Annotated in this window: 17 protein-coding genes; 6 read left to right on the forward strand and 11 right to left on the reverse strand. The window is 73.0% G+C overall.

Annotation, left to right across the window (positions count from 1 at the left end; translation table 11 throughout):
- Positions 1–265: 265 nt before the first annotated feature.
- Positions 266–1312 (forward strand): hypothetical protein, encoded by a 1047-nt coding sequence (locus FHU28_RS00160; RefSeq protein WP_184679714.1) that lies wholly within the window; start codon positions 266–268, stop codon positions 1310–1312.
- Positions 1313–1380: 68 nt separating this feature from the next.
- Here the strand turns inward: FHU28_RS00160 and FHU28_RS00165 are convergent, their stop codons facing one another.
- The 3 genes from FHU28_RS00165 to FHU28_RS00175 form a co-directional block, all read right to left on the reverse strand.
- Positions 1381–3069, reverse strand: coding sequence for a S8 family serine peptidase (locus tag FHU28_RS00165; RefSeq protein WP_184679715.1), 1689 nt, complete (start codon positions 3067–3069; stop codon positions 1381–1383).
- Between the two features lie 88 nt (positions 3070–3157).
- The gene (locus FHU28_RS00170; RefSeq protein WP_184679716.1) at positions 3158–3856 is read right to left on the reverse strand and encodes an HAD family hydrolase; all 699 of its coding nucleotides are present in this window, start codon (positions 3854–3856) and stop codon (positions 3158–3160) included.
- Positions 3853–4815, reverse strand: coding sequence for an EamA family transporter (locus FHU28_RS00175; protein ID WP_184679717.1), 963 nt, complete (start codon positions 4813–4815; stop codon positions 3853–3855). The genes FHU28_RS00170 and FHU28_RS00175 overlap by 4 nt, the downstream gene beginning before the upstream one ends.
- Positions 4816–4887: 72 nt before the next feature.
- Here FHU28_RS00175 and FHU28_RS00180 point away from each other — a divergent pair, with 72 nt between their 5' ends.
- Complete coding sequence (locus FHU28_RS00180; protein WP_184679718.1) at positions 4888–5436, forward strand: CGNR zinc finger domain-containing protein; 549 nt, start codon at positions 4888–4890, stop codon at positions 5434–5436.
- On the opposite strand, the gene FHU28_RS00185 is transcribed toward FHU28_RS00180, so the two are convergent.
- From FHU28_RS00185 to FHU28_RS00210, 6 genes are all read right to left on the reverse strand, one after another.
- Complete coding sequence (locus tag FHU28_RS00185; RefSeq protein WP_184679719.1) at positions 5400–5999, reverse strand: GNAT family N-acetyltransferase; 600 nt, start codon at positions 5997–5999, stop codon at positions 5400–5402. The two genes, FHU28_RS00180 and FHU28_RS00185, sit on opposite strands and share 37 nt — an antisense overlap.
- Before the next feature lie 55 nt (positions 6000–6054).
- The gene (locus tag FHU28_RS00190; protein ID WP_184679720.1) at positions 6055–7464 is read right to left on the reverse strand and encodes a class II fumarate hydratase; all 1410 of its coding nucleotides are present in this window, start codon (positions 7462–7464) and stop codon (positions 6055–6057) included.
- Positions 7465–7508: 44 nt separating this feature from the next.
- Positions 7509–10481: an AfsR/SARP family transcriptional regulator gene (locus tag FHU28_RS00195; RefSeq protein ID WP_184679721.1), complete on the reverse strand. Its 2973-nt coding sequence runs from the start codon at positions 10479–10481 to the stop codon at positions 7509–7511.
- 245 nt (positions 10482–10726) lie between these two features.
- On the reverse strand, positions 10727–12394 hold the full coding sequence (locus FHU28_RS00200) for a fumarate hydratase (protein WP_184679723.1): 1668 nt from the start codon (positions 12392–12394) through the stop codon (positions 10727–10729).
- Positions 12395–12470: 76 nt separating this feature from the next.
- Positions 12471–13871 (reverse strand): outer membrane protein assembly factor BamB family protein, encoded by a 1401-nt coding sequence (locus tag FHU28_RS00205; RefSeq protein ID WP_221453362.1) that lies wholly within the window; start codon positions 13869–13871, stop codon positions 12471–12473.
- A 156-nt stretch (positions 13872–14027) separates the two neighbouring features.
- Positions 14028–14516, reverse strand: coding sequence for an Lrp/AsnC family transcriptional regulator (locus FHU28_RS00210; protein WP_013288920.1), 489 nt, complete (start codon positions 14514–14516; stop codon positions 14028–14030).
- A gap of 140 nt (positions 14517–14656) precedes the next feature.
- On the opposite strand from FHU28_RS00210, the gene hppD reads away from it, so the two are divergent.
- The 4 genes from hppD to hisC all read left to right on the forward strand — a co-directional run bounded on the left by hppD (position 14657) and on the right by hisC (position 18905).
- Positions 14657–15862: a 4-hydroxyphenylpyruvate dioxygenase gene (hppD, locus tag FHU28_RS00215; RefSeq protein WP_184679727.1), complete on the forward strand. Its 1206-nt coding sequence runs from the start codon at positions 14657–14659 to the stop codon at positions 15860–15862.
- 10 nt (positions 15863–15872) lie between these two features.
- The gene (locus tag FHU28_RS00220) at positions 15873–16577 is read left to right on the forward strand and encodes an RDD family protein (protein WP_184679728.1); all 705 of its coding nucleotides are present in this window, start codon (positions 15873–15875) and stop codon (positions 16575–16577) included.
- Between the two features lie 175 nt (positions 16578–16752).
- Positions 16753–17805 carry an RDD family protein gene (locus FHU28_RS00225; protein ID WP_184679731.1) on the forward strand — a complete coding sequence of 351 codons (1053 nt, stop codon included), beginning with the start codon at positions 16753–16755 and terminating at the stop codon, positions 17803–17805.
- Positions 17802–18905, forward strand: a complete 1104-nt coding sequence (gene hisC, locus FHU28_RS00230) for a histidinol-phosphate transaminase (RefSeq protein WP_184679733.1) — start codon at positions 17802–17804, stop codon at positions 18903–18905. Before FHU28_RS00225 ends, hisC begins: the two co-directional genes overlap by 4 nt.
- Before the next feature lie 121 nt (positions 18906–19026).
- On the opposite strand, the gene FHU28_RS00235 is transcribed toward hisC, so the two are convergent.
- Complete coding sequence (locus FHU28_RS00235; RefSeq protein WP_184679735.1) at positions 19027–20280, reverse strand: outer membrane protein assembly factor BamB family protein; 1254 nt, start codon at positions 20278–20280, stop codon at positions 19027–19029.
- A gap of 67 nt (positions 20281–20347) precedes the next feature.
- Complete coding sequence (locus FHU28_RS00240) at positions 20348–20830, reverse strand: SRPBCC family protein (protein ID WP_184679737.1); 483 nt, start codon at positions 20828–20830, stop codon at positions 20348–20350.
- Positions 20831–20852 lie beyond the last annotated feature (22 nt).

Consider the following 20852-nt stretch of genomic DNA (forward strand, 5'->3'; position numbering starts at 1 on the left):
CACCCTTACGCCATCAGACCGAAGTGGCCGCGTCAGCGCGGTCGAAACCGTCCCTCCACCCACCCTCACGCCAGCTCGCCGAAATGGCTGCATCAAGCGGCCCGGATACCACCACCTCCCCGAGGTGGAGTCGATCATGCGCAGGTTGAGGGCATAGCACACGGACAAGGCTGCTCGGGGGTTGTCCACAGGGCGCGGCGGGCGGAACGGCTGCGGCTGTCCACAGGGGTATCGATCTCGACCCCCGCGCCGCCACGCTCGTGACATGCCACCTCATCCTCATCGACCACCGGAGTTGGCCTGGCAGGTCTTCCGGGGCTCGGAAGCCATCCGGCGCGGACTGCTGTCCCGGCACCATCTGCGGGGCGCGTCCTGGATCCGGCTCCGGCAGGACGTCTACGCCGACGCGCGGCTCGACCGCGACCACGCGCTCGCCTGCCGTGCGGCCCTGCTGCGCATGCCACGCGGCGCGGCGATCGCCGGTCCGTCGGCGGCCTACCTGCACGGAGTCGAGCACGCCGCCGACTTCACCGACGACGTGCACGTCCTGCTGCCGGCCACGGTCCGGGCCGATTCCCAGCCGGGCGTCCGGGTGCACCACGCCCCGATGTCGAGCACACGCAGCGGTCTCCTGGTCCCCGTCGGCAGCGCCGCACCCGCGCGAACGAGCCCACCCGTCGGCACGAGCCCACCCGCCGGCGGCCCGGCCGAGCCGCAGAACGCGGCCGCCGCATCGAACCCGTTCGCAGAGTCGTCCCCCGGCGCGGTAATGATCCTGCCCGGGCCGCCGCGACGCACCGAGCCGGCCGCCTGTGCCTGGGAGACAGCGGTCTGGGCCGACCCCGTGGAGGCGGTCGGCATCATCGACGGGCTGCTGCGTACCGGTTCGGTGAACCGGTCGGCACTGGCGAGCGAGGCGGCCCGGAACGCCTGTCGCCCCGGTGGGCGGCGGGCGGCGTGGGTGTTCGGCCTGACCGACGGGCTGGCCCAGTCTCCGCCCGAGTCCCACCTGCGGGTACGCCTCGTCTTCGCCGGCCTGCCGCGTCCGGTGGCCCAGCATCCGGTGCGCGTGTCGACCGGCCTGATCCTGCACCCCGACCTGGCCTGGCCGGAGTTCCGGGTCGCCGTCGAGTACGACGGTCAGTGGCACTCCGACGCGGACCGGATGCACCTCGACCGGCGGCGGCTCAACCAGCTCGTCGAGGCCGGCTGGCTGGTGTTGCACGTGACCGGCCGCCGTCTGCGCAAGGAGTTCCCCGCTCTGGTCCGGGAGATCCGCGCCGCACTGGTGGCCCGGGGGTGGCGCCCGTGACACGGGCCGGAACGCCGAGGTGGCGGCGTCCGGGTGATCCGGACGCCGCCACCTCGGGGAAACGGTTGTTACGGTCGCACGTTGGGCTTGAGCGGGGTCTTCACCGCGGCGTAGGCGTCGACGATGCCGTAGCCGTAGAAGCCGTTGAAGTTCAGCGAGCCCGCGCAGTACGCGTCGAACTCGGCGCTCCGGCCCTCGTTGGTGTAGCTCTGCAGCCGCGGCTCCGGGCAGGCGTGCTCGGCCGCCGTCCGGTAGAGGTGCTGCTCGACCAGGCTCGGCGCCATGCCGAACCCGTCCCGGCCCTGCTTCTTGCCGTGCTTGCTGACGATCAGCGCGGCCACGCCCGAGACGTGCGGGGACGCCATCGAGGTGCCCTGCAGGTAGGTGTAGTAACCACACTCACCCTTGGTGGTGCACTGCTTGAACACCGAGCTCTCGAAGCCGGCGACGATGTTGCCGTCCTCATCGACCGACCCCTCCTCCTGGAGCACCTTCTTCGGGTACGTGGAGAGGATCATGTTGGCGTCGGTGCGGAACGTGTCGGTGCCGAAGCCGTCGCGGAACCAGCCACCCGGAGCCGCCACCGAGATCTGCTCGGTGCCGTAGTTCGAGTAGTCGGCCTTCTTGCCGGACGGGCCGACCGACGACACGCCGATCACGTGCGGGCCCTCGACCGGCAGATCCCAGCAGGTCGCGTTGTCGATCGGGCGCGGGTACGGGTCGGCGCCGTAGTCCGGGCTGCTCACGTCGGTGCGCGGCGCGCCCAGGTCCTCGTGGTTGTTGCCGAGCGAGCCGACCAGCGTGACGCCCTTGCCGTGGGCGAAGTTGAGCGCCCGCTTCATGGCCTCGATGACGGTGCGCTGCTCGGCCTGCGCCTCCGGCGAGTCGGCCGGGTTGGCGGTGCAGTTGTAGAGCCACGGGTCGACGTAGAAGGACATGTTCACCACGTCCAGCCCGGAGCGGCCCGCGTGCACCAGGGCGTTCACCACGGGGTTGAGGAAGAAGTAGCCGCTGTCCTGGCCACCCTTCAGCTCGACGAGCGAGATCTTCGGCGCCACGCCGGAGAGGCCGAAGCCGTTGGCGGCGGCGCCGATGGTGCCGGCCACGTGCGTGCCGTGCCCGCCGTCGTCGGTGCCGACCGGGTCGACGCAGCTCGCCACCTCGCACGGGCCGTCGACCTCGGGGATGTCCGGGGCGAAGTTGCGCGACAGCGCCCAGTTGAAGTTCGGCGCCAGGTCGGGGTGGCTGGCGTCGACGCCGGTGTCCAGCACGCCGACGGTGACCCGGCGGTCACCCGGTTCGATCTTGCGGGCCTGGTCAGCCCGGATCATGTCCAGGCCCCAGAGCTTGTCGTCGAGCGGGTCCATCTTCTTGGCCTTGCCCTTGGCGACCTTGCCCTTGGTCGCCGCGGCGGCCAGCAGGTTCTCCTGCTCGACCCGGTCCAGCTTCGGCTTGCGGCCGATCGCCTTCTCCTCGGCCGCGCCGACCAGGGCGCCGGCGGCGGTGGCCCGGCTGGCGAAGTCCGCCCGGTCGCTTCTGACCTGGAAGAGGCCGACGTCGTCGGTGCGGGCGACGACAGTGCCGCCGGCGGCGGCGATCGCGGCGATCGCGGCGTCGGTGGACACGCCGCTCTCGGCCAGCACAGTGAAGGTCCGGGTGTCCGACGGCGCGGCGTTCGCCGGGATCCCCAGGCCGGTCACCGTGAGTGCCAGCGAGGCCGCAGCCGCGACCGCGCCGACGGTGAAGCGCTTGCTCACCACATCAGATCCTCTCGTTGAGGGACGTGGTGTCATCCCACATCACGGGAGCGGGTTCCGCCAGATCGACGTCCGTTATCGGCTGCAACTAGGCATTCGCGTTTGTCAAGGTGATGAGCACGGTGGACAGTCCGGCAAGTGTGGACACCTCGGCGTCCGGTTCGAGGCCCCGAGGCCGGGGAAGCCCGCCCCGGTTGAGCCATACGGCACGCAGTCCGGCCCGCTGGGCGGCGACCACGTCGTGCTCCGGCGAGTCGCCCACGTGGACGATGCGCGCGGCGGGCAGTCCGGCGGCCGCCACCACCGCCGCGAAGAACTCCGGCGACGGCTTCTTGGGCAGGCCGTCCTCGTGCGCGTACACCTCGAAGGCGAACTGCCCGGCGAGGCCGCAGCGTTCGGCGCGGCTGTTGCCGTTCGTTGCGAAGCCGAGCAGGTGATGCGGGCGCAGCGCCGCCAGCGCGGGCAGCACGTCGGGGAAGGGCCGGCTCAGCGCGTACCGGCGGGCGAAGAACAACGCCGCGAACTCGTCCAGGTCCGCCTCCAGCCCGGCCCGGGCCAGCGAGCGGGCCAGGGCGGTCCGCCGAATCTCCTGCACCGGGGCGGCGCTGAGCGCGCCGAACACCGCACCCCAGTCCCCCTCCAGGTCCGCGAGCGACACCGCGGCCGCCGCCGGGGTCCGCCGCCGCATCTCCTCGAGTACGGCGACGAGCGCGCCGGTGACCGCCGGGCGCAGGTCGACGAGAGTCTCGTCGGCGTCGAAGACGACGGCGCTGCGCGGCCCGCTCATCGCTCGCCGGTCAGTACCGGCTGGGCCGGTGCCGTCGCCGACGCCGGTGGTGAGCCCCGCAGTTCGTCCGCACGCACCAGGGCGACGCCGCCGAGGATGAGCACGCCGCCGGCCAGCTGGATCAGGCTGGGCAGTTCGTCGAGCACCAGCCAGGCGATCAGGACCGCGAACATCACCTCGGTCAGCCCCACGAAGGAGGACAGCCGGGCCCCGAGCAGCCGCGTTCCCGCGACACCGGCGAGGTACGCGACCACCGCGGCGATCAGCGACAGCCCGGCGATCGGCACCAGCCAGCTCACCTGGTGCCCGGCGAAGGTGACATCGGCGGTGCCGGCGGTGAGTGGCAGCGCTCCGATGCCGCCGAGCAGGAGCAGCGCCAGCGCGCCGACCGCCATGCCGCCGCTGGCCACCACGACCGAGGGCAGTTCGGCGTCGAGCCGCCCGGCGATGACGAAGTAGCCGGCCAGGCCGACTCCCGCGCCGAGACCCCACAGCACGCCCACCGGGTCCAGGCGGCCGGCGCCGGTGAGGTCGAGGACGAGCGCCAGCCCGCACAGGGCGGTGACCGAGCCGGCCACCGTCAGCGCTCGCGGGCGCTGCCCGTGGACGAGCCACATCCATCCGACCACCAGCACGATGCCGAGGTATTCCAGCAGCAGCGCCACGCCGACCGGGAGGTAGCGGACCGCGTTGAAGAAGCACGCCTGCGCCGTGGCGACGCCGAGCAGCCCGAACAGCAGCACTGTGACGCCGTTGCGCCGCAGCACCGACCACTTGCCGCGCAGGGCCAGCACGGCGGGCACGGCGAGGACCAGCGCGGCGATGCCGACCCGGGCGATCACCACCGCCACCGCCGACCACTCGCCGGTGATCAGCGGACGGGCGAACGTGCCCGAGGTCGCGAACGTGATCGCGGAGAGCAGTGCCAGGCCGAGCCCGACGCTGGACCGTTCACGCATCGGCAACTCCTGGTCATGAGTGAAGGGCGGTTATGCTGATGACGCTAAGCGTAGCCTCCGACAGGAGTCAAGTTGCTTTTTGCTCATGACACCGAATGCGCGCTGGTCGGCGCCGCCGCACTGGTGAACACCGCCGACGGCGACCGGGAAGGGCTGCCCGACGTGGCCGCTCTCGACGACTTCTTCACCACCTACGGGTGGAGTGGCCGACACGAGCGCACCGACGTCGAGCTGCGCCAGGTCCGCGCGCTCCGGCCCCGGCTGCGCCGCATCTGGTACGCCGACACCGACGAGGTGGTGGCGATCGTCAACGGACTGCTGCGCGAGTCGCACGCGCTGCCGCAACTCGTCCGGCACGACGACGAGCCGTACCACCTGCACGCCGTGCCCCGGGACGCGCCACTGGCGACCCGGATGGCGGTCGAGGCCGCGATGGCGATGGCCGATCTCGTCCGGATGGGCGAGCTGAGCCGGCTGCGGCACTGCGACCACCCCGACTGCGACAACGTGCTGGTCGACCTCTCCCGGAACCGGTCCCGCCGGTTCTGCGACGCCGGCTGCGGCAACCGGGCCGCGGTGAGCGCCTACCGGGCCCGCAAGGCCGCCGCGTCCCAGTCCTGACGAATAGCGGGCCAGGCGTCGCCGCGCAGCTCGTACTCCACCTCACCTTGCTCCGTACCCGGAATCGGGTCGTCGAAGGCGAGGTGGAACGTGCGGACGTAGCGCAACCCGGCGCGGGCCATCACCGCGCGGGAGCGGTCGTTCACCGCCATCGTCTGGGCCCACACCCGGCGGACGCCGACCGTGTCGAACGCGTGCCGCACCAGCGCCCGCGCGCCCTCGGTGGCCAGCCCGTGCCCCCAGGTCGCGCGGCGCAGCCGGTAGCCCAGCTCCGCCTCGGCGCCGTCGTCGGACGGGTCGAGCGAGTGCCAGCCGAGGAACTCGCCGGTGAACCGGTCGAACGTCGCCCAGCGGCCGAGCCCGGAAAACCTGTCGTACTGCGCCAGCAGCCGGGGCAGCACGTCGTCCCGGAACGTCGCGGCCGGGGTCGGCACACCGCCGGTCAGGAAACGCATGACCTCCGGGTCGGCGTCCAGCGCCACCAGCCGGTCCACGTCGTCCATCGTGAACCGGCGCAGCGTCAGCCGCGCGGTCTCCAGCAGCACTCCGCCGTCGTCACGCACTGTCGGATCATGCCGCGCCCACTGTGACGGGTCGAGGCAATTACCGGCGCCGTCCTCAGGGGTGGGTCATCCGGAGCAGGTCCAGCGCCTCGTCCAGCTGGGTCTCGGTGAGCTTGCCCGAGTCGACGTGACCGCGGGAGATCACCACCTCGCGGATGGAGACCTGCTTCGCCAGCGCCTCCTTCGCGATCGAGGCGGCCTCGTCGTACCCGAGGTGGCGGTTGAGCGGGGTGACGATCGACGGCGAGCCCTCCGCGTACGCCAGGCAGACCTCGGCGTCCGCGACCAGGCCGGCCACCAGCCGCTCGGCGAACAGCCGGCTGGACGCGGCGATCAGCTTGATCGACTCCAGCAGGTTGCGGCCCATCACCGGGAGCATCACGTTCAGCTCGAAGTCGCCCTGCGACCCGGCGAACGCCACCGCCGCGTCGTTGCCGATCACCTGGGCGCAGACCTGGCGCATCGCCTCGGCCACCACCGGGTTCACCTTGCCCGGCATGATCGACGACCCCGGCTGGAGGTCGGGAATGCGCAGCTCACGCAGGCCGGCGCGCGGGCCGGAACCCATCCAGCGCACGTCGTTGGCGATCTTGTAGAGGCCGACCGCGACGGTACGGAGCTGGCCCGAGGTCTCCACCAGCGCGTCCCGGGCACCCTGCGCCTCGAAGTGGTTGCGCGCCTCGGTCAACGGCAGGCCGGTCGACTCCCGCAGCTTCCCGATCACCCGGTCGGCGAAGCCGAGCGGCGTGTTGATGCCGGTGCCGACGGCGGTGCCGCCCAGCGGCAGCTCGGCCAGCCGGGGCAGCGCCGACTCCAGCCGCTCGACGCCGTAGCGGACCTGCGCGGCGTAGCCGCCGAACTCCTGCCCGAGCGTGACCGGGGTGGCGTCCATCAGGTGGGTACGCCCGGCCTTGACCACCGTCTCGAACTCGGCTGCCTTCTCCTCCAGCGCGCCCGCGAGCTGCTTCAACGAGGGGATCAGGTCCTCCACCACGAACTGCGTGGCGGCCAGGTGGATCGAGGTGGGGAAGACGTCGTTGCTGGACTGCGAGGCGTTGACGTGGTCGTTCGGGTGCACGTCGCGGCCCAGCTCCCGGCCGGCCAGCGTGGCGATCACCTCGTTGGTGTTCATGTTGGACGACGTGCCGGAGCCGGTCTGGAACACGTCCACCGGGAACTGGTCGTCGTAGCCGCCCGCGGCGACGTGCGCGGCGGCGGTGGCGATCGCCTGCGCCACGTCGGCGTCGATCACCCCCAGCTCGCCGTTGACCAGTGCCGCCGCCCCCTTGATCTGCGCCAGGGCCTTGATCTGGGCGGGTTCCAGCCCGCGCCCGGAGATCGGGAAGTTCTGCACCGCGCGCTGGGTCTGCGCCCGCCACAACGCGTCGGCGGGCACCTCCACCTCGCCCATCGAGTCGCGTTCGATCCGGTAGCCGGTCGCCTCTGGAGTCGTCACGCCTACCATCCTGCCGCGCCTCCCGGCGGTGTGCAGGGAAAGTGGCGGCCCCCTCAGCCCAGCTCGGCCAGCAGCTTCTCGGTGTCCCGCTGGTCCGGCGTCTCGACCTGGCGGAACAGCGCCAGCGCGCGCACGGCGTACCGGCGGGCCTGGTCGGCGTCGGTGTGCCGCAGGCAGCGGGCCATGCCGTCGAGCGCGCGGGCCTGCTCGTAGCGGGCGCTGAGCCGGGTGGCGTCGCTGAGCACCCGACGGTGCAGGTCGAGTGCACTGGCGACGTCACCCTGGTCGAGGATCGCCCGGGCCAGCAGGTTCCGGGACGCGCACTGCCCGACCATGTCCCCGGCGTCGGTCATGGCGACGAGCGCTTCCCAGTGCAGCCCAGCGGCCGGTTCCGGCCGGCCGTCCTCGCGCTCCATCACGCCCAGCTCGTTGAGCAGCTCGCCCTCGCCGTAGCGGTTGCCCACCCGGCGCTTGAGCCCCAGGCCGGCACCCAGGAGCCGGCGCGCGGGGCCGCGCTCCCCACGCTGGCGCCGCGCCATACCGAGGTGGCCGATCGCGTTGCCGAGCTGCCGCAGGTTGCCGAGTTGCCGGGCCAGGACCATCTGGTTGCGGGACATCCGCACGGCCTCGTCGTAGCGGCCGATCCCGACCAGTGTGAACGACAGGTTGTTGAGCCAGTTGATCAGCGCGGTCGGGTCCACCAGTCGGCGGGTGAGCACCGCCAACGATTCGAACACCTCGATGGCCTGCCGAGGTCGTCCGTCGACCCCGTACGCCGTGCCGAGGTTGCCGAGCGCCCTGCCCAACTCGTCCAGACGGCCGAGCCGCCGGTAGATGCCGACCGCCACCTCCATCCGCCGGACGGCATCGGCGAACCGCCCCCGGCGGTAGTCCGCCGAAGCCAGATAGTTGAACATCGTCGCCACGGCCTCGTCGTCACCCAGACGCCCGGCGGCACGCAGACCGATCTGGTGTGTCTCCACCAGGTCGTCGAGATGGCCGCCGTAGAAGTTCATCGCCCAGCCGACCCGGGCGAGCTGCCAGCACTGCCGGAGGAAACCCTCGTTCTCGGCCAACCGGACAAGTGCCGTCAGGGTCGGCCGGTTCTCCTCCAGCCACTGACGGCCGAGGCCGGCGGTGGCCGCCACCAGGTCGGGCCGCGCCGGCTCCGGCAGGGGGTGGAGGCCGACCGGCTCCAGCGACTTCACGATGGTCGCGGCGACGTGCAGGTGAAAATCGAGGAGCCGGGCTGTCGCCGCCCTTCGCTCCTCGGCCGTCTCGCGTTGCGCGCCGAGCATGCGCGCGTACTCCCGGATCAGGTCGTGCAGCCGGTAGCGGCCCGGTTCCGCCTCCTCGACGAGGTGCGCGTCGACCAGTTCGTCGAGCGCGTCCTGGGCCTCCGGCAGCGGCAGCTCCGCGAGCACCGCCGGCACCCGGTTGTCGGCGTGGGCGCCCGGGTGCAGCGCGAGCAGCCGGAAGACCCGCTGCGCGACCGGTGACACCTGCTCGTACGACAGCGCGAAGGCCCGGGCCACCGAGCGCTCGCCGGCGACCAGCTCGGCCAGCGGGTCGGAGGCGCCGGCCAGCCGCTCGGCCAGGTCGGCCACCCGCCAGCGCGGCCGGTGCGCGAGCCGGGCCCCGGCCAGCCGCAGGGCGAGCGGCAGATGACCGCAGCGCCGGGCCACCTCCGCCGCCGCCTCGGGCTCGGCGGTGACCCGCTCCACGCCGGCCACCCGGGACAGCAGATCGACCGCCTCGTCGCTCTCGAGCACCGGCAGTGAGGACGGCCGGCCCGAGTCCAGGCCGACCAGCCGGCGGCGGCTGGTGATCAGCACCAGGCAGTCCGGCCCGTTGGGCAGCAACGGCGCGACCTGGCCGGCGTCGGCGGCGTTGTCGAGCACCACCACGGCCCGCCGGTCGGCCAGCTCGGAACGCCACATCGCCAGCCGGTCCGCCAGGTCGATCGGCACCCGCTCGGGGGGTACGCCGAGCTGCCGGAGCAGGGTGGCCACGGCCGCGGTCGTGGCCACCGGGCTGCGTTCGCTGTGCCCGTGCAGGTCGACGAAGAGCTGCGCGTCGGGAAACCGGTCGGCGACCGCGCCGGCCACCTGGACGGCGAGCGTCGTCTTGCCACTGCCCGCCATGCCGTCGATGAGCTGGACCCGGATTGCCTCCTCCTCGATCTCCTTCACCAGCCGGGCCACGGTCTGCTGCCGTCCGGTGAAGTCGCTGATCGCCCGTGGCAGCGCCCGCACCGGGGCGCCGGCCCGGCTCTCCGGCCCGCCCAGCGCCAGGTCACCGGCGAGCAGCCGCTGGTGCAGTTCCTGCAACGCCGCGCCGGGCTCGATGCCCAGTTCCTCGGCGTAGATCCGCCGGCCCTCCCGGTAGACGGCAAGCGCGTCCGCGTGGCGGCCGACCGTCGAGAGGGCCAGCATGAGCTGCCCCCGAAGCCGTTCCCGCAGCGGGTTGCGGTCGACCGCCTCGGTCAGCTCGTCGACCAGATCCGCCGCTCGGCGTAGCCGCAGCTCGACGTCGACGCACTCCTCCAGCACCGCGAGCCGCTGCTCGTCGAGCGCCTGGGCTCGCCGCCGCACACTCTGGGCGGGTATGCCCGCCAGCGCCGGGCCGCGCCAGAGAGCCAGGGCGGCCCGGAAGCGGTGCCGCGCGTCGGTCAGCCGGCCGGTGGCGGCCTCGGCTCGGGCCGTCTCGACGGTACGGGCGAACGTCTCCGCGTCGAGGTCGTCCGGCTCCACCCGCAAGCCGTAGCCGGCCGGGTCGGTGACGATCGTGTCGGCCGGCAGCCCGAGCGCCGCGAACCGCTGCCGCAGTCGCGACACGCAGATCTGGAGCTGGGTCCGCGCGGTGGCCGGAGGGCGTTCCTCCCAGACGGCGTCGACCAGGTCCTCCACCGGCACCACACGGCCCGGGCGCAGCAACAGCATGGCGAGCACGGTCCGGTCCCGACCCGCGGTAACTGTGGCTTCGCCACCGCCGACCCGTAAGGGCCCCAAGATTCCGAACCGCACCCGCGCCCCCGCCCGCCGCATGCAACCTCCAGCAGCGTAGCCCGACGGTCACCGAACGCCGCGTGGCGACGATAGCGATCCGATAGCGACGGCGTACAGACTGTTCCGGGTTGTCGGTGACGACATCCGACGGGGGCGGTGCGCCTGCCGGCCGCTCGGTCGGCAGGCGCACCGATGTCGATGTACGACAGACACGCGAAGGGCGCCCGGGATTTCTCCCGGGCGCCCTTCGCGTACGTCTGAACTCAGCGCCGGCCGACGGTGAGCACCGGCTTGGTGACCTCGGCGAAGAAGTCGTTGCCCTTGTCGTCGACGACGATGAAGGCGGGGAAGTCCTCCACCTCGATCTTCCAGACCGCCTCCATGCCCAGCTCGGCGTATTCGAGCACCTCGACGTGCTTGATGCAGTCCTGCGCGAGGCGGGCGGCCGGGCCGCCGATCGAGCCGAGGTAGAAGCCGCCGTGGGTCTGGCAGGAGCGGGTGACCTGGGCGGACCGGTTGCCCTTCGCGAGCATCACCATCGAGCCGCCGGCCGCCTGGAACTTCTCCACGTACGCGTCCATCCGGCCCGCCGTGGTGGGACCGAACGAGCCGGAGGCGTAGCCCTCGGGGGTCTTGGCCGGGCCCGCGTAGTAGACCGCGTGGTCACGCAGGTACTGCGGCATCGGCTCGCCCGCGTCCAGCCGCTCGGCGATCTTCGCGTGCGCGATGTCCCGCGCGACGACGAGCGGACCGGTCAGCGACAGCCGCGTCTTCACCGGATACTTCGACAGCTCGGCGCGGATCTCGTCCATCGGCCGGTTCAGGTCGACGCGGACGACCTCCTCGGCCTCCAGCGTCTCGTCGGTCACGTCGGGCAGGTAGCGCGCCGGGTCGGTCTCCAGGCGCTCCAGCCAGACGCCCGACGGGGTGATCTTCGCCACCGCCTGCCGGTCCGCCGAGCAGGACACCGCGATCGCCACCGGGCAGGAGGCGCCGTGCCGGGGCAGCCGGACCACCCGTACGTCGTGGCAGAAGTAGCGTCCGCCGAACTGCGCGCCGATGCCGAAGTTGCGGGTCAGCTCCAGCACCTCGGCCTCCAGCTCCAGGTCGCGGAAGCCGTGCGCGCTCATCGACCCCTGGGTGGGCAGCGCGTCGAGGTACTTCGCGGAGGCGTACTTCGCGGTCTTCAGCGCGTACTCGGCGGAGGTGCCGCCGATGACGACGGCCAGGTGGTACGGCGGGCAGGCCGCGGTGCCGATGAGCCGGAGCTTCTCCTCCAGGAACTGCATCATCCGCGTCGGGTTCAGCAGGGCCTTGGTCTCCTGGTAGAGGTAGGACTTGTTGGCCGAGCCGCCGCCCTTGGCCATGAAGAGGAACTTGTACGCGTCGGCGTGGCCGTCCGGGTCCTCGGCGTACAGCTCCACCTGGGCGGGCAGGTTGCTGCCGGTGTTCCGCTCGTCCCACATGGTCAGCGGGGCGAGCTGGGAGTAGCGCAGGTTGAGCCGGGTGTACGCCTGGTAGACGCCACGCGAGATCGCCTCCGCGTCGGTGCCGTCGGTGAGCACGTGCCGCCCGCGCTTGCCCATGACGATCGCGGTGCCGGTGTCCTGGCACATCGGCAGCACGCCGCCGGCCGCGATGTTGGCGTTGCGCAGCAGGTCGAGCGCGACGAACCGGTCGTTCGGCGAGGCCGCCGGGTCGTCGATGATCGAGCGGAGCTGGGCCAGGTGGGCCGGGCGCAGGAAGTGGGCGATGTCGTGCATCGCCTCGGCCGTCAGCGCGGTCAGCGCGGCCGGATCGACGGTCAGGAACCGGCGGCCACCGGGGCCGTTGACGACGTCCACGCCCTCGTCGGTGACCAGGCGGTATTCCGTCAGGTCGGGGCCGGTCGGCAGCAGGGGTGCGTACGAGAAGGCGGCGGCACTGCTCATGACCGAAAAGCCTAGGGCAGAGCAATCGATCGGTGACACCCGCAGGTGGGGTCGCGGGACGACCCCTCACCCACTGTCACTTGCCGTCCACGCAGAGTTCCCGCTTCGGCCCGCAGCTGCCCTGGTCGCTGGGCGGCCGCCAGCTGCCTCCGGGGTCCGGCGACACCGGCGCGCCGTCCCGGCCGGGCCCGGGCACTCCGGCCGCGCCGGCACCCCAGCGGACGTACCCGATCTCCCGGCCCTCCCCGATGATCATGCCGTTGGGGCCGACCGCCAGCGCGTTCGCCGAGGTCCGCAGCTCGACCAGGACCCGGCCCTCGCGCGGCTCGACCGCGATCAGCCGGGACGGCTTCTCCTCGCTGAGCACCGCCGCGTACGGGGTGAGCGCGGCACCGCTCTTGCCGCCGGCCGGCCGGGTCCACCGGGTCCGGTCCACCGACAGCTCCCGCCCCAGCAGCGAGCCCTTGTCGGCGCTGCGCACCACGGCGTAGCGGTCGTCCACGGCGAGCAGCTTCTCGCCGTCCGCGCCGACCTGGAGCAGGCGGCCGTCGTACCCGTCGAGCACCGCCTCCCGGCCGTCCGGGGCGACCCCGATGAGGACGTTGCGCGCGCCCTGCGGGTCCTCGCGCTGCACGCAGCCGGCGTAGTCGGCCGTGCGCAGGTTGATCCCGGTCCGCCGCCACACCTGCTGACCTGTCGCCGGGTCCACCGCGGTGACCGTGTAGTAGCAGCTCCCGTCGCGGGAGGTGGCCGCGATCCGGAGCAGCCGGCCGCCGACCACCGCCAGCCGCTCCTCCCGGCCCGGCTCGACGTTCTGCAGCACCCGGCCGGTCGCGGTGTCCACCACGTGCACCCGGCCGTCGACCGGGAAGCCGAGCAGCGGCGGTACCCCCTCCGGCCCGGCCACCCCGCCGTCGATGCGGGTGGCGCCCAGCCGCCGCGTACCGAGCAGCTCCGGGTTGTCGGCGAGCACCCCGCTGTGCACGCCGGGCAGGAACGCGCTCCACAGCGGGGCGGTGCCGCGCGGCTCCCAGGCCCGCAACGTGCAGTCGGTGGCCCGCACGCAGTACGCGTCCAGCAGCAGGTTCCGGTACGTCCAGACGGCGATCGCCCGATCGTCGCGGCGCCGGGTCACGCCGCTGACCGGGTCGAGCACCTCGTACCCCTTGTCCAGCAGCCGGCCCACGGCGACGACCGGGTCCCGGTCGCCGCCCGCGACCGCCGACCAGTCGGCCTTGCGCTCCCAGAGCTGGCTGCCGTCGGCGAGGCTGCGCGCCTCGACGCGGGTGCGCTGCTCGACGATCACGGTGTCACCGGCGATGGTGACGCTGCGCGGCGTGCCGCCGACGCGCTGCTGCCAGACCACGTCCGGCTCGGAGATCGGCTTGCTGCGGTCGACCCAGTCCCAGAGCGCCGGGAAGGGGTTCCAGACGCCTGTCGCGGCGAGTACGACCACGGTGACGAGCCCGAGCAGCAACCAGCCGCGTACCCCTAGGCCCTTCACACCGCACACGGTAGCGACGACCACCGGTCCCCCGGGTCGCGCGCGGGGCGTGTCGCAGCGCTTCTTGCCCGGAGGAGGTGTTAATAAGGGGCCCTTCCACCTCCGAATGCGTTAACAGGGGGCCCTTCCTTACCCGCGGGCGGCGGAGCGGACCAGCGGCAGCGTGCGGTACGGGATCTGCTCGGCCAGCGCGATGATGGTGGAGGCGCGCCGGATGCCCTCGGAGGCGACGATCTGGTCGATCACCCGCTGGAGGTCGGTGTTCGACCTGGCGACGATCCGGCAGAGCAGGTCGCTGGAGCCGGTGATGGTGTGCGCCTCCAGCACCTCGGGAATCGCGGCCAGGTGCGCGGTGACCTGGTCGTGGCCGTGCCGCTGGCTGATCTCCAGCGTGACGAAGCTGGTCACCCCGAAGCCGATGGCGGCGGGCGTGATGTCCGGCCCGAACCCGGTGACGACGCCCCGGCCGACCAGCTTGTCGAGCCGGGCCTGCACCGTGCCCCGGGCCACGCCGAGCCGCCGGGAGCACTCCAGCACCCCGATCCGCGGTTCCTCCGCCAGCAGTTCGATCAAGCGGGCGTCCAGCTCGTCGAGCTGTACATCCTGACCAGTGTTCATGGTGTCCGACGGTACCGAATGCACAACCTGACCAGGGATATCGTCAACTGTTGCCCAACTCACTGTGCGCCGTAGATCCTCCCCGGAAGAGCACATCCACGGCGGCCCACGAGGCCGGCCGGTACGCGAGGGAGGCCACCATGACCCAGGCGATCGACCGACCCCAGTCGACCGAGGAGGTCGACGTCGACGCTCTCGTCGGCGCCGTCGACCACGACATCAGCCGCGACCCGTTCCCGGTCAAGGGCATGGACCACGTCCACTTCCTGGTCGGCAACGCCAAGCAGGCCGCGCACTACTACTCGACCGCGTTCGGCATGACCTGCGTGGCGTACCGGGGGCCGGAGCAGGGCTACCGGGACCACGCTCAGTACGTCCTGACCAGCGGTTCGGCCCGCTTCGTGCTGACCGGCGCGGTCCGCCCGGACGCCGACGGCGCCGAGCACGTGGCGAAGCACAGCGACGGCGTCTCCGACATCGCGCTTGAGGTGCCGGACGTGGACGCCGCGTACGCGCACGCCGTCGCGCAGGGCGCCAACGGCCTGGTCGAGCCGCACGACGTCAGCGACGAGCACGGCACCGTGCGGATGGCGTCCATCGCCGCGTACGGCGACACCCGGCACAGCCTGGTCGACAGGTCCCGCTACACCGGGCCATTCCTGCCCGGCTTCGTGGCCCGCGGCCCGATCGTGGACCGGCAGCCGATGATCGACGCCGGCCTCCAGCCGAAGCGGTTCTTCCAGGCGGTCGACCACGTGGTCGGCAACGTGGAGCTGGGCCGGATGGACGAGTGGGTCGAGTTCTACAAGCGGGTCATGGGCTTCTCGAACATGGCGGAGTTCATCGGCGACGACATCGCCACCGACTACTCGGCGCTGATGAGCAAGGTCGTCGCCAACGGCACCCGCAAGGTGAAGTTCCCGCTCAACGAGCCGGCCGTGGCCCGCAAGAAGTCGCAGATCGACGAGTACCTGGAGTTCTACCAGGGCCCCGGCGCGCAGCACATCGCGGTGGCCACCAATGACATCCTGGCCAGCGTGGACGCCATGCGCGCGGCGGGCGTGGAGTTCCTGGACACCCCGGACTCCTACTACGAGGACCCGGAGCTGCGCGCCCGCATCGGCAACGTCCGGGTGCCGATCGAGGAGCTGCAGTCCCGCAAGATCCTGGTGGACCGGGACGAGGACGGCTACCTGCTCCAGATCTTCACCAAGCCGGTGCAGGACCGTCCCACCGTCTTCTTCGAGCTGATCGAGCGGCACGGCTCCCTCGGCTTCGGCAAGGGCAACTTCAAGGCCCTGTTCGAGGCGATCGAGCGCGAGCAGGAGAAGCGCGGCAACCTGTAACACTGTCGGCGTGACCCAGCCTCCCCCGAACCTGACGCCGCCGCCTGCCGGGCCTCCACCCGCGGGCGGCGGCTTCGCGCCGCCCGCCCGGCCCGCGGCGCCCGCGCAGCACGTTCCTCCGGGGTACGCCGGCCCGCCCGGATACCCGCCGCCCGGATACCCCCCACCGGGGTACGCCCCGAGGCCCGTCCCGCCCCCGGTGGCGCCGAACGGGCAGCCGCTGGCGGGCTTCGGCGACCGGCTGCTCGCCTACCTGATCGACACCGCCGTCGCGATGGCGGTGATGATGGCGCTGTTCCTGCCGGTCTTCTTCCTCGTCTTCTTCCGGATGATCGACGAGCTGGAGCAGGCCGGCCCGAACGGCCCCGACCCGGCCGAGGTCTGGACGACCGTGTTCCTGCCGCTGCTCGCCGCCGAACTCGGGGTCCTGCTGCTGATGCTCGTCTTCTACTGGGTCTACCACGTCGAGTACGCCCGCCGGACCGGCCAGACGCTGGGCAAGAAGGTGATGAAGCTGCGGATCGTGCCGGCGCAGCCGGACGCCGCGCTGAGCCGGGGCATGCTCGGCAAGCGCTGGGCCGTCGAGTTCGCCGGCGGGATGTTCGTGCCGTTCCTCAGCTACCTCGACGGTTTCTGGCAACTGTGGGACAAGCCCTGGCAGCAGTGCCTCCACGACAAGTTCGCCGGAACGGTCGTCGTTAAGGTTGGCCCGTGAGCGCGAGGAGTGAGCCGGGCCTGCGAGCCCCGCAGTCGCGAACTGAGGGGAGCACCGTGAGCGCGAGGAGTGAGCCGGGCCTGCGAGCCCCGCAGTCGGGAACTGAGGGGAGCACCGTGAGCACGAGGAGTGAGCCGGGCCTGCGAGCCCCGCAGTCGGGAACAAGGACGGCACTGTGAGCTTGGAACCTGGATGGTACGTCGACCCCGCCGACCCGGAGACCCGCCGCTGGTGGGACGGCGAGGGCTGGATCGGCGCGCCGATCCCGGTCGACGTCACCCCGCCCGAAGGTCCACCGCCCGCCGAACCCGAGCCGGCCGCCGCCGCAGCGCCGGGCGCCGGGACGGGTGGCCGGTCGGAGACCGCCCCGTCGTCCGGCGCGCCCGCCCAGCCGGGCGGGCCGGGACCGTGGCCGGGCCAACCGGGTCAGGCCGGCCCGTGGCCCGGACAGCCGGGACAGCCCGGACAGCCCGGCCCCTGGCCGGGACAGCCCGGGCAGCCCGGGCAGCCCGGGCAGCCGGGGCAGGGCGGCCCGTGGCCGGGGCAGCCCGGTCAGGCCGGGCCGGCACCGCAGGGACCACCGCCGGGCTGGCCGTACCCGCACTGGCCGGGCGCGCAGCCGATTCCGCGCCCGCACGGGCTGCCGCTGGCGTCGTACGGCGCGCGGCTGATCGCCCGCCTGATCGACTTCGGCGTGGTGTTCCTGCTCAACGCGGTGGTGAACGGCTGGTTCGTCTGGCGCTACTTCGAGGCTGTCGCGCCGTACCTGCGTGAGTCGGTGCGCCGCGCGATGAACGGTGACACCTCCACCGAAGGGCTGCCCCAGATCGACGATCAGGCCGGCGGCCTCCAGATCGCCATCCTGGTGATCGCCACCGCGCTCTGGTACGCGTACGAGGTGCCCTCGATGGCGGCTCGCGGGCAGACGTTCGGCAAGCGGTTGATGGGCGTACGCGCGCTGCCGGTCGAGGCGGACCAGCCGCTCGGCTTCGGCCGGGCCACCCGGCGCTGGAGCACGCTCGGCCTGCCCACGCTGCTCTGGTACTGCTGCGGGCTCGGTCTGCTGCTGCAACTCATCGACGCGGTCTCGCCCCTGTTCGACCAGCCGCTGCGCCAGGCCCTGCACGACAAGCGGGCGCAGACGGTGGTGGTCCAGCTCCCCCGTAAGCGGCCCGACCCCCGTACCACCCCGCGCGACCGCGCTGACACCCCGGGAGACACCCCATGACCGAGACCGGACGCCACCAGCCTCCGCTGCGGCTCACCCGCGCCGACCTCGACGCGTTGCCCAACTACGTGCCCGGCCGTAGCCCGGCCGACCTGGCCCGGGAACTGGGCCTGCCCGAGGCGATCAAGCTGGCCAGCAACGAGGTGCCCTACGGCCCGCTGCCCGGCGTGGTGGAGGCGGTCGCCGAGGCGGTTGCGGGTTCGCACCGCTACCCGGACATGGGCGTGGTGGCGCTGCGTCAGGTGCTCGCCGAGCGGTACGGCGTGGACGCCGACCGGATCGCCACCGGCTGCGGCTCGGTGGCGCTGGCCGAGCACCTGGTCCGCGCCACCTGCCTGCCCGGTGACGAGCTGCTCTACTCGTGGCGCTCCTTCGAGGCGTACCCGATCATCGCGGCGACCAGCGGCGCGACCAGCGTGCGGGTGCCGAACGACGCCGGCCACGGTCACGACCTGGACGCGATGGCGGCGGCGGTGACCGACCGGACCCGGATGATCCTGGTCTGCAACCCGAACAACCCGACCGGTACGGCGGTGCGCCGGGCGGAGCTGGAGCGTTTCCTCGACTCGGTGCCGGACGACGTGCTGGTGGTGATCGACGAGGCGTACCGGGAGTTCGTCACCGACCCGGAGGTGCCGGACGGCCTGACCTACCTGGACCGGCCGAACGTGGCGGTGCTGCGCACGCTGTCCAAGGCGTGGGGCCTGGCCGGCCTGCGGATCGGGTGGCTGGTCGCGGCGCCGGAGGTGGCCGCCGCAGTGCGCAAGGTGGTCACGCCGTTCTCCACCAGCACGGCCGCCCAGGCGGGCGCGCTGGCCGCGCTGGCTCAGGCCGACGAGGTGGAGCGGCGCTGCGCGCTCGTCGTGGCCGAGCGCGACCGGGTCACCGAGGCGCTGCGCAAGTTCGTGCCGGACGTGCCGGAGAGCCAGGCCAACTTCGTCTGGCTGCCGCTGGGCGAGCGGGCTGTGGAGTTCGGCCGGGCGTGCGAGGCACGCGGCGTGATCGTCCGCCCGTTCCCGGGCGACGGTGTACGGGTCACCATCGGCACCCCGGCCGAGAACGACACGTTCCTGGCGGTGGCCGAGTCCGCCCTGGCCTGACCGGGGCGTGTCCGGGCCGGTCCGTCAACCCCCTACGGACCGGCCCGGGCGTCTCGTCCGACAGCAGATCGAGCAAGAGAATTATAGGGCGTTTTGTCCGTTTCCTCGGTCGAATCGCCGGTCAGGTGACGGCGAGCAGCACCGGCTCGGCCATCAGGAAGTAGCCCTGGTCGTCGTCCTCCGGCGTGGCCTGCTCCCGCAGCCGTTCCACAGCGACGTAGCCGTCCACCGCGTACGCCCGGCCCGGCCGCCAGCCGAGCCCGTCCCGCCCGATGTCCAGCACGAGGCTGGACCGGGTCGCGCCGGTGAGCGGGTCCACGGTGACCAGTTCCCGCCGGTCGGTCAGCAGATGCACCCGCCCCGGCTCGGTCGCGAGCACCTGGGCCGGGTGGATGTCCGCCCGGCGCCACAGCTCCGCGCCGGTACGCGCCGAGCGCCCGACCACCACCGGGCCCGACGTGTCCACCACCCGCTCGCCGTCCAGCACCGTGTCCACGGCGTCCAGGCCCGGCGCGGCGCTCGGCTCGCCCGGGTCGGTCACCAGCCAGCCCTTGCCGCCCGCACCGCCCGGCCCGGCGGTGCGCAACCCGCGACAGCCGGAGTGCCCGTGCGGGCAGCCGACCGGCGTGACCACGAGCTGTTCCGCCGCGTCCGGGGGACGCCAGCGGGTCCGCACCGTACCTGTCGCCGCGTCCCGCAGCTCGATCGTGGGCGGCCCCTCGCAGCTGTCCACCCCGACCAGCTCGCCGCTGGCGGTGGTGCCCACGTCGGTCCGGCAGTCCCGCGCCACGTCGGCGCGCCAGAGCCGGCGGCCGTCGGCGAGGTCGTAACCGCCGACCGCGCCGGGACCGGCCGAGACCAGCACGGTCCGGCCGTCGGCGGCCCGCGCGACGTGCAGCCCGGCCGGGTCCCAGACCGTGCCGGCGTAGGTCCGCCTCGGCTTCGGCACCGGCCCCGGCTCCGGGCCGTCGGCCCGCCAGGCGACCCGTCCGGTACGCGCGTCCAGCGCCACCAGCGTCCCGTCGGACCAGCGGCTGACCACCGTGGTGTCCTGGGCGAGCACCCCGGTCAGCGTGGCCGGCCAGCGACGGTACGACCAGAACGGGGTGACCCGGTGCCGCCCGGTGGCCGGCTGGTCCGCGTACACCTGACGGGCGCCCGCGTAGACGCGCAGCCGGCCGTCGACGACGAGCGGCGCCACCGGCAGCCGCCCGATCACCCCGGCGGTCGGCGCGGGCGCAGTCGGGTACGGCTCCCGGGCGACGGTCTCGACCTCGGCCGGCGCCAGCACCCGGACCACCACGGCGACCGACGCCGCGACGGCGAGTACCGCCACCAGCGCCACCACGGCCCGCCGCCTCGCGGCCTTCGCCATCCGTCACCTCCGCCCCGGCACCCTACCGGCCGGGTCCGGGCCGGGCGCGGCGAGCGGCCAGGTCGGCTCAGGCGGCCTCGGAGGACCGGGCCGAGCCGGCGGCCAGCGCCAGGTCGGCCAGGTCGCGCCGGAGCGCGCCCTCGACCGCGCGGGCGGCCAGGCCGCCGAGAATCAGGGCCAGCACCCGCCCGTACGGTCGGGTCGGCGCCGCCTCGTGCTCGACTGTGACCTCGGTGCAGCCGCGGCGTCGCCGCTCGACGGTGCGCAGCGTCCAGGTGATGCGGTAGTCGGCGCCGGCGCCGCGCGAGCCGAGCACCAGGCGGCTCGGGGCGACCGCCTCGATCACCTCGAACTCCTCCGGTTCGGTGCCGCCGTCCGGCCGGACGCGGGTCTCCCGCCAGGCCGAGCCGGGCCCGAACCCGCCGGCGCCGAGGACCTCGACCGCGCCCACCGCCGAGAGCCAGTCGGCGCGGGCCGGGAGGTCGGTCAACAGGCGCCACAGGTCGGCGTCCTGCGCTTCGATGAATGCGGATACCGTGACCGTCGACATGGCACCTCCCGTGTCGTACACG

Source organism: Micromonospora echinospora, from assembly GCF_014203425.1.
Classification (GTDB): Bacteria; Actinomycetota; Actinomycetes; order Mycobacteriales; family Micromonosporaceae; genus Micromonospora; species Micromonospora echinospora_A.

What these genes read in the sequence shown, in the direction of transcription:
- FHU28_RS00160 (WP_184679714.1), top strand. Translation starts at nt 266, where the DNA reads ATGCCACCTCATCCTCATCGACCACCGGAGTTGGCCTGGCAGGTCTTC.
- hisC (WP_184679733.1), top strand. Translation starts at nt 17,802, where the DNA reads ATGACCGAGACCGGACGCCACCAGCCTCCGCTGCGGCTCACCCGCGCC.
- FHU28_RS00235 (WP_184679735.1), bottom strand. Translation starts at nt 20,280, where the DNA reads ATGGCGAAGGCCGCGAGGCGGCGGGCCGTGGTGGCGCTGGTGGCGGTA.
- FHU28_RS00210 (WP_013288920.1), bottom strand. Translation starts at nt 14,516, where the DNA reads ATGAACACTGGTCAGGATGTACAGCTCGACGAGCTGGACGCCCGCTTG.
- FHU28_RS00190 (WP_184679720.1), bottom strand. Translation starts at nt 7,464, where the DNA reads ATGGTAGGCGTGACGACTCCAGAGGCGACCGGCTACCGGATCGAACGC.
- FHU28_RS00200 (WP_184679723.1), bottom strand. Translation starts at nt 12,394, where the DNA reads ATGAGCAGTGCCGCCGCCTTCTCGTACGCACCCCTGCTGCCGACCGGC.
- hppD (WP_184679727.1), top strand. Translation starts at nt 14,657, where the DNA reads ATGACCCAGGCGATCGACCGACCCCAGTCGACCGAGGAGGTCGACGTC.
- FHU28_RS00170 (WP_184679716.1), bottom strand. Translation starts at nt 3,856, where the DNA reads ATGAGCGGGCCGCGCAGCGCCGTCGTCTTCGACGCCGACGAGACTCTC.
- FHU28_RS00240 (WP_184679737.1), bottom strand. Translation starts at nt 20,830, where the DNA reads ATGTCGACGGTCACGGTATCCGCATTCATCGAAGCGCAGGACGCCGAC.
- FHU28_RS00175 (WP_184679717.1), bottom strand. Translation starts at nt 4,815, where the DNA reads ATGCGTGAACGGTCCAGCGTCGGGCTCGGCCTGGCACTGCTCTCCGCG.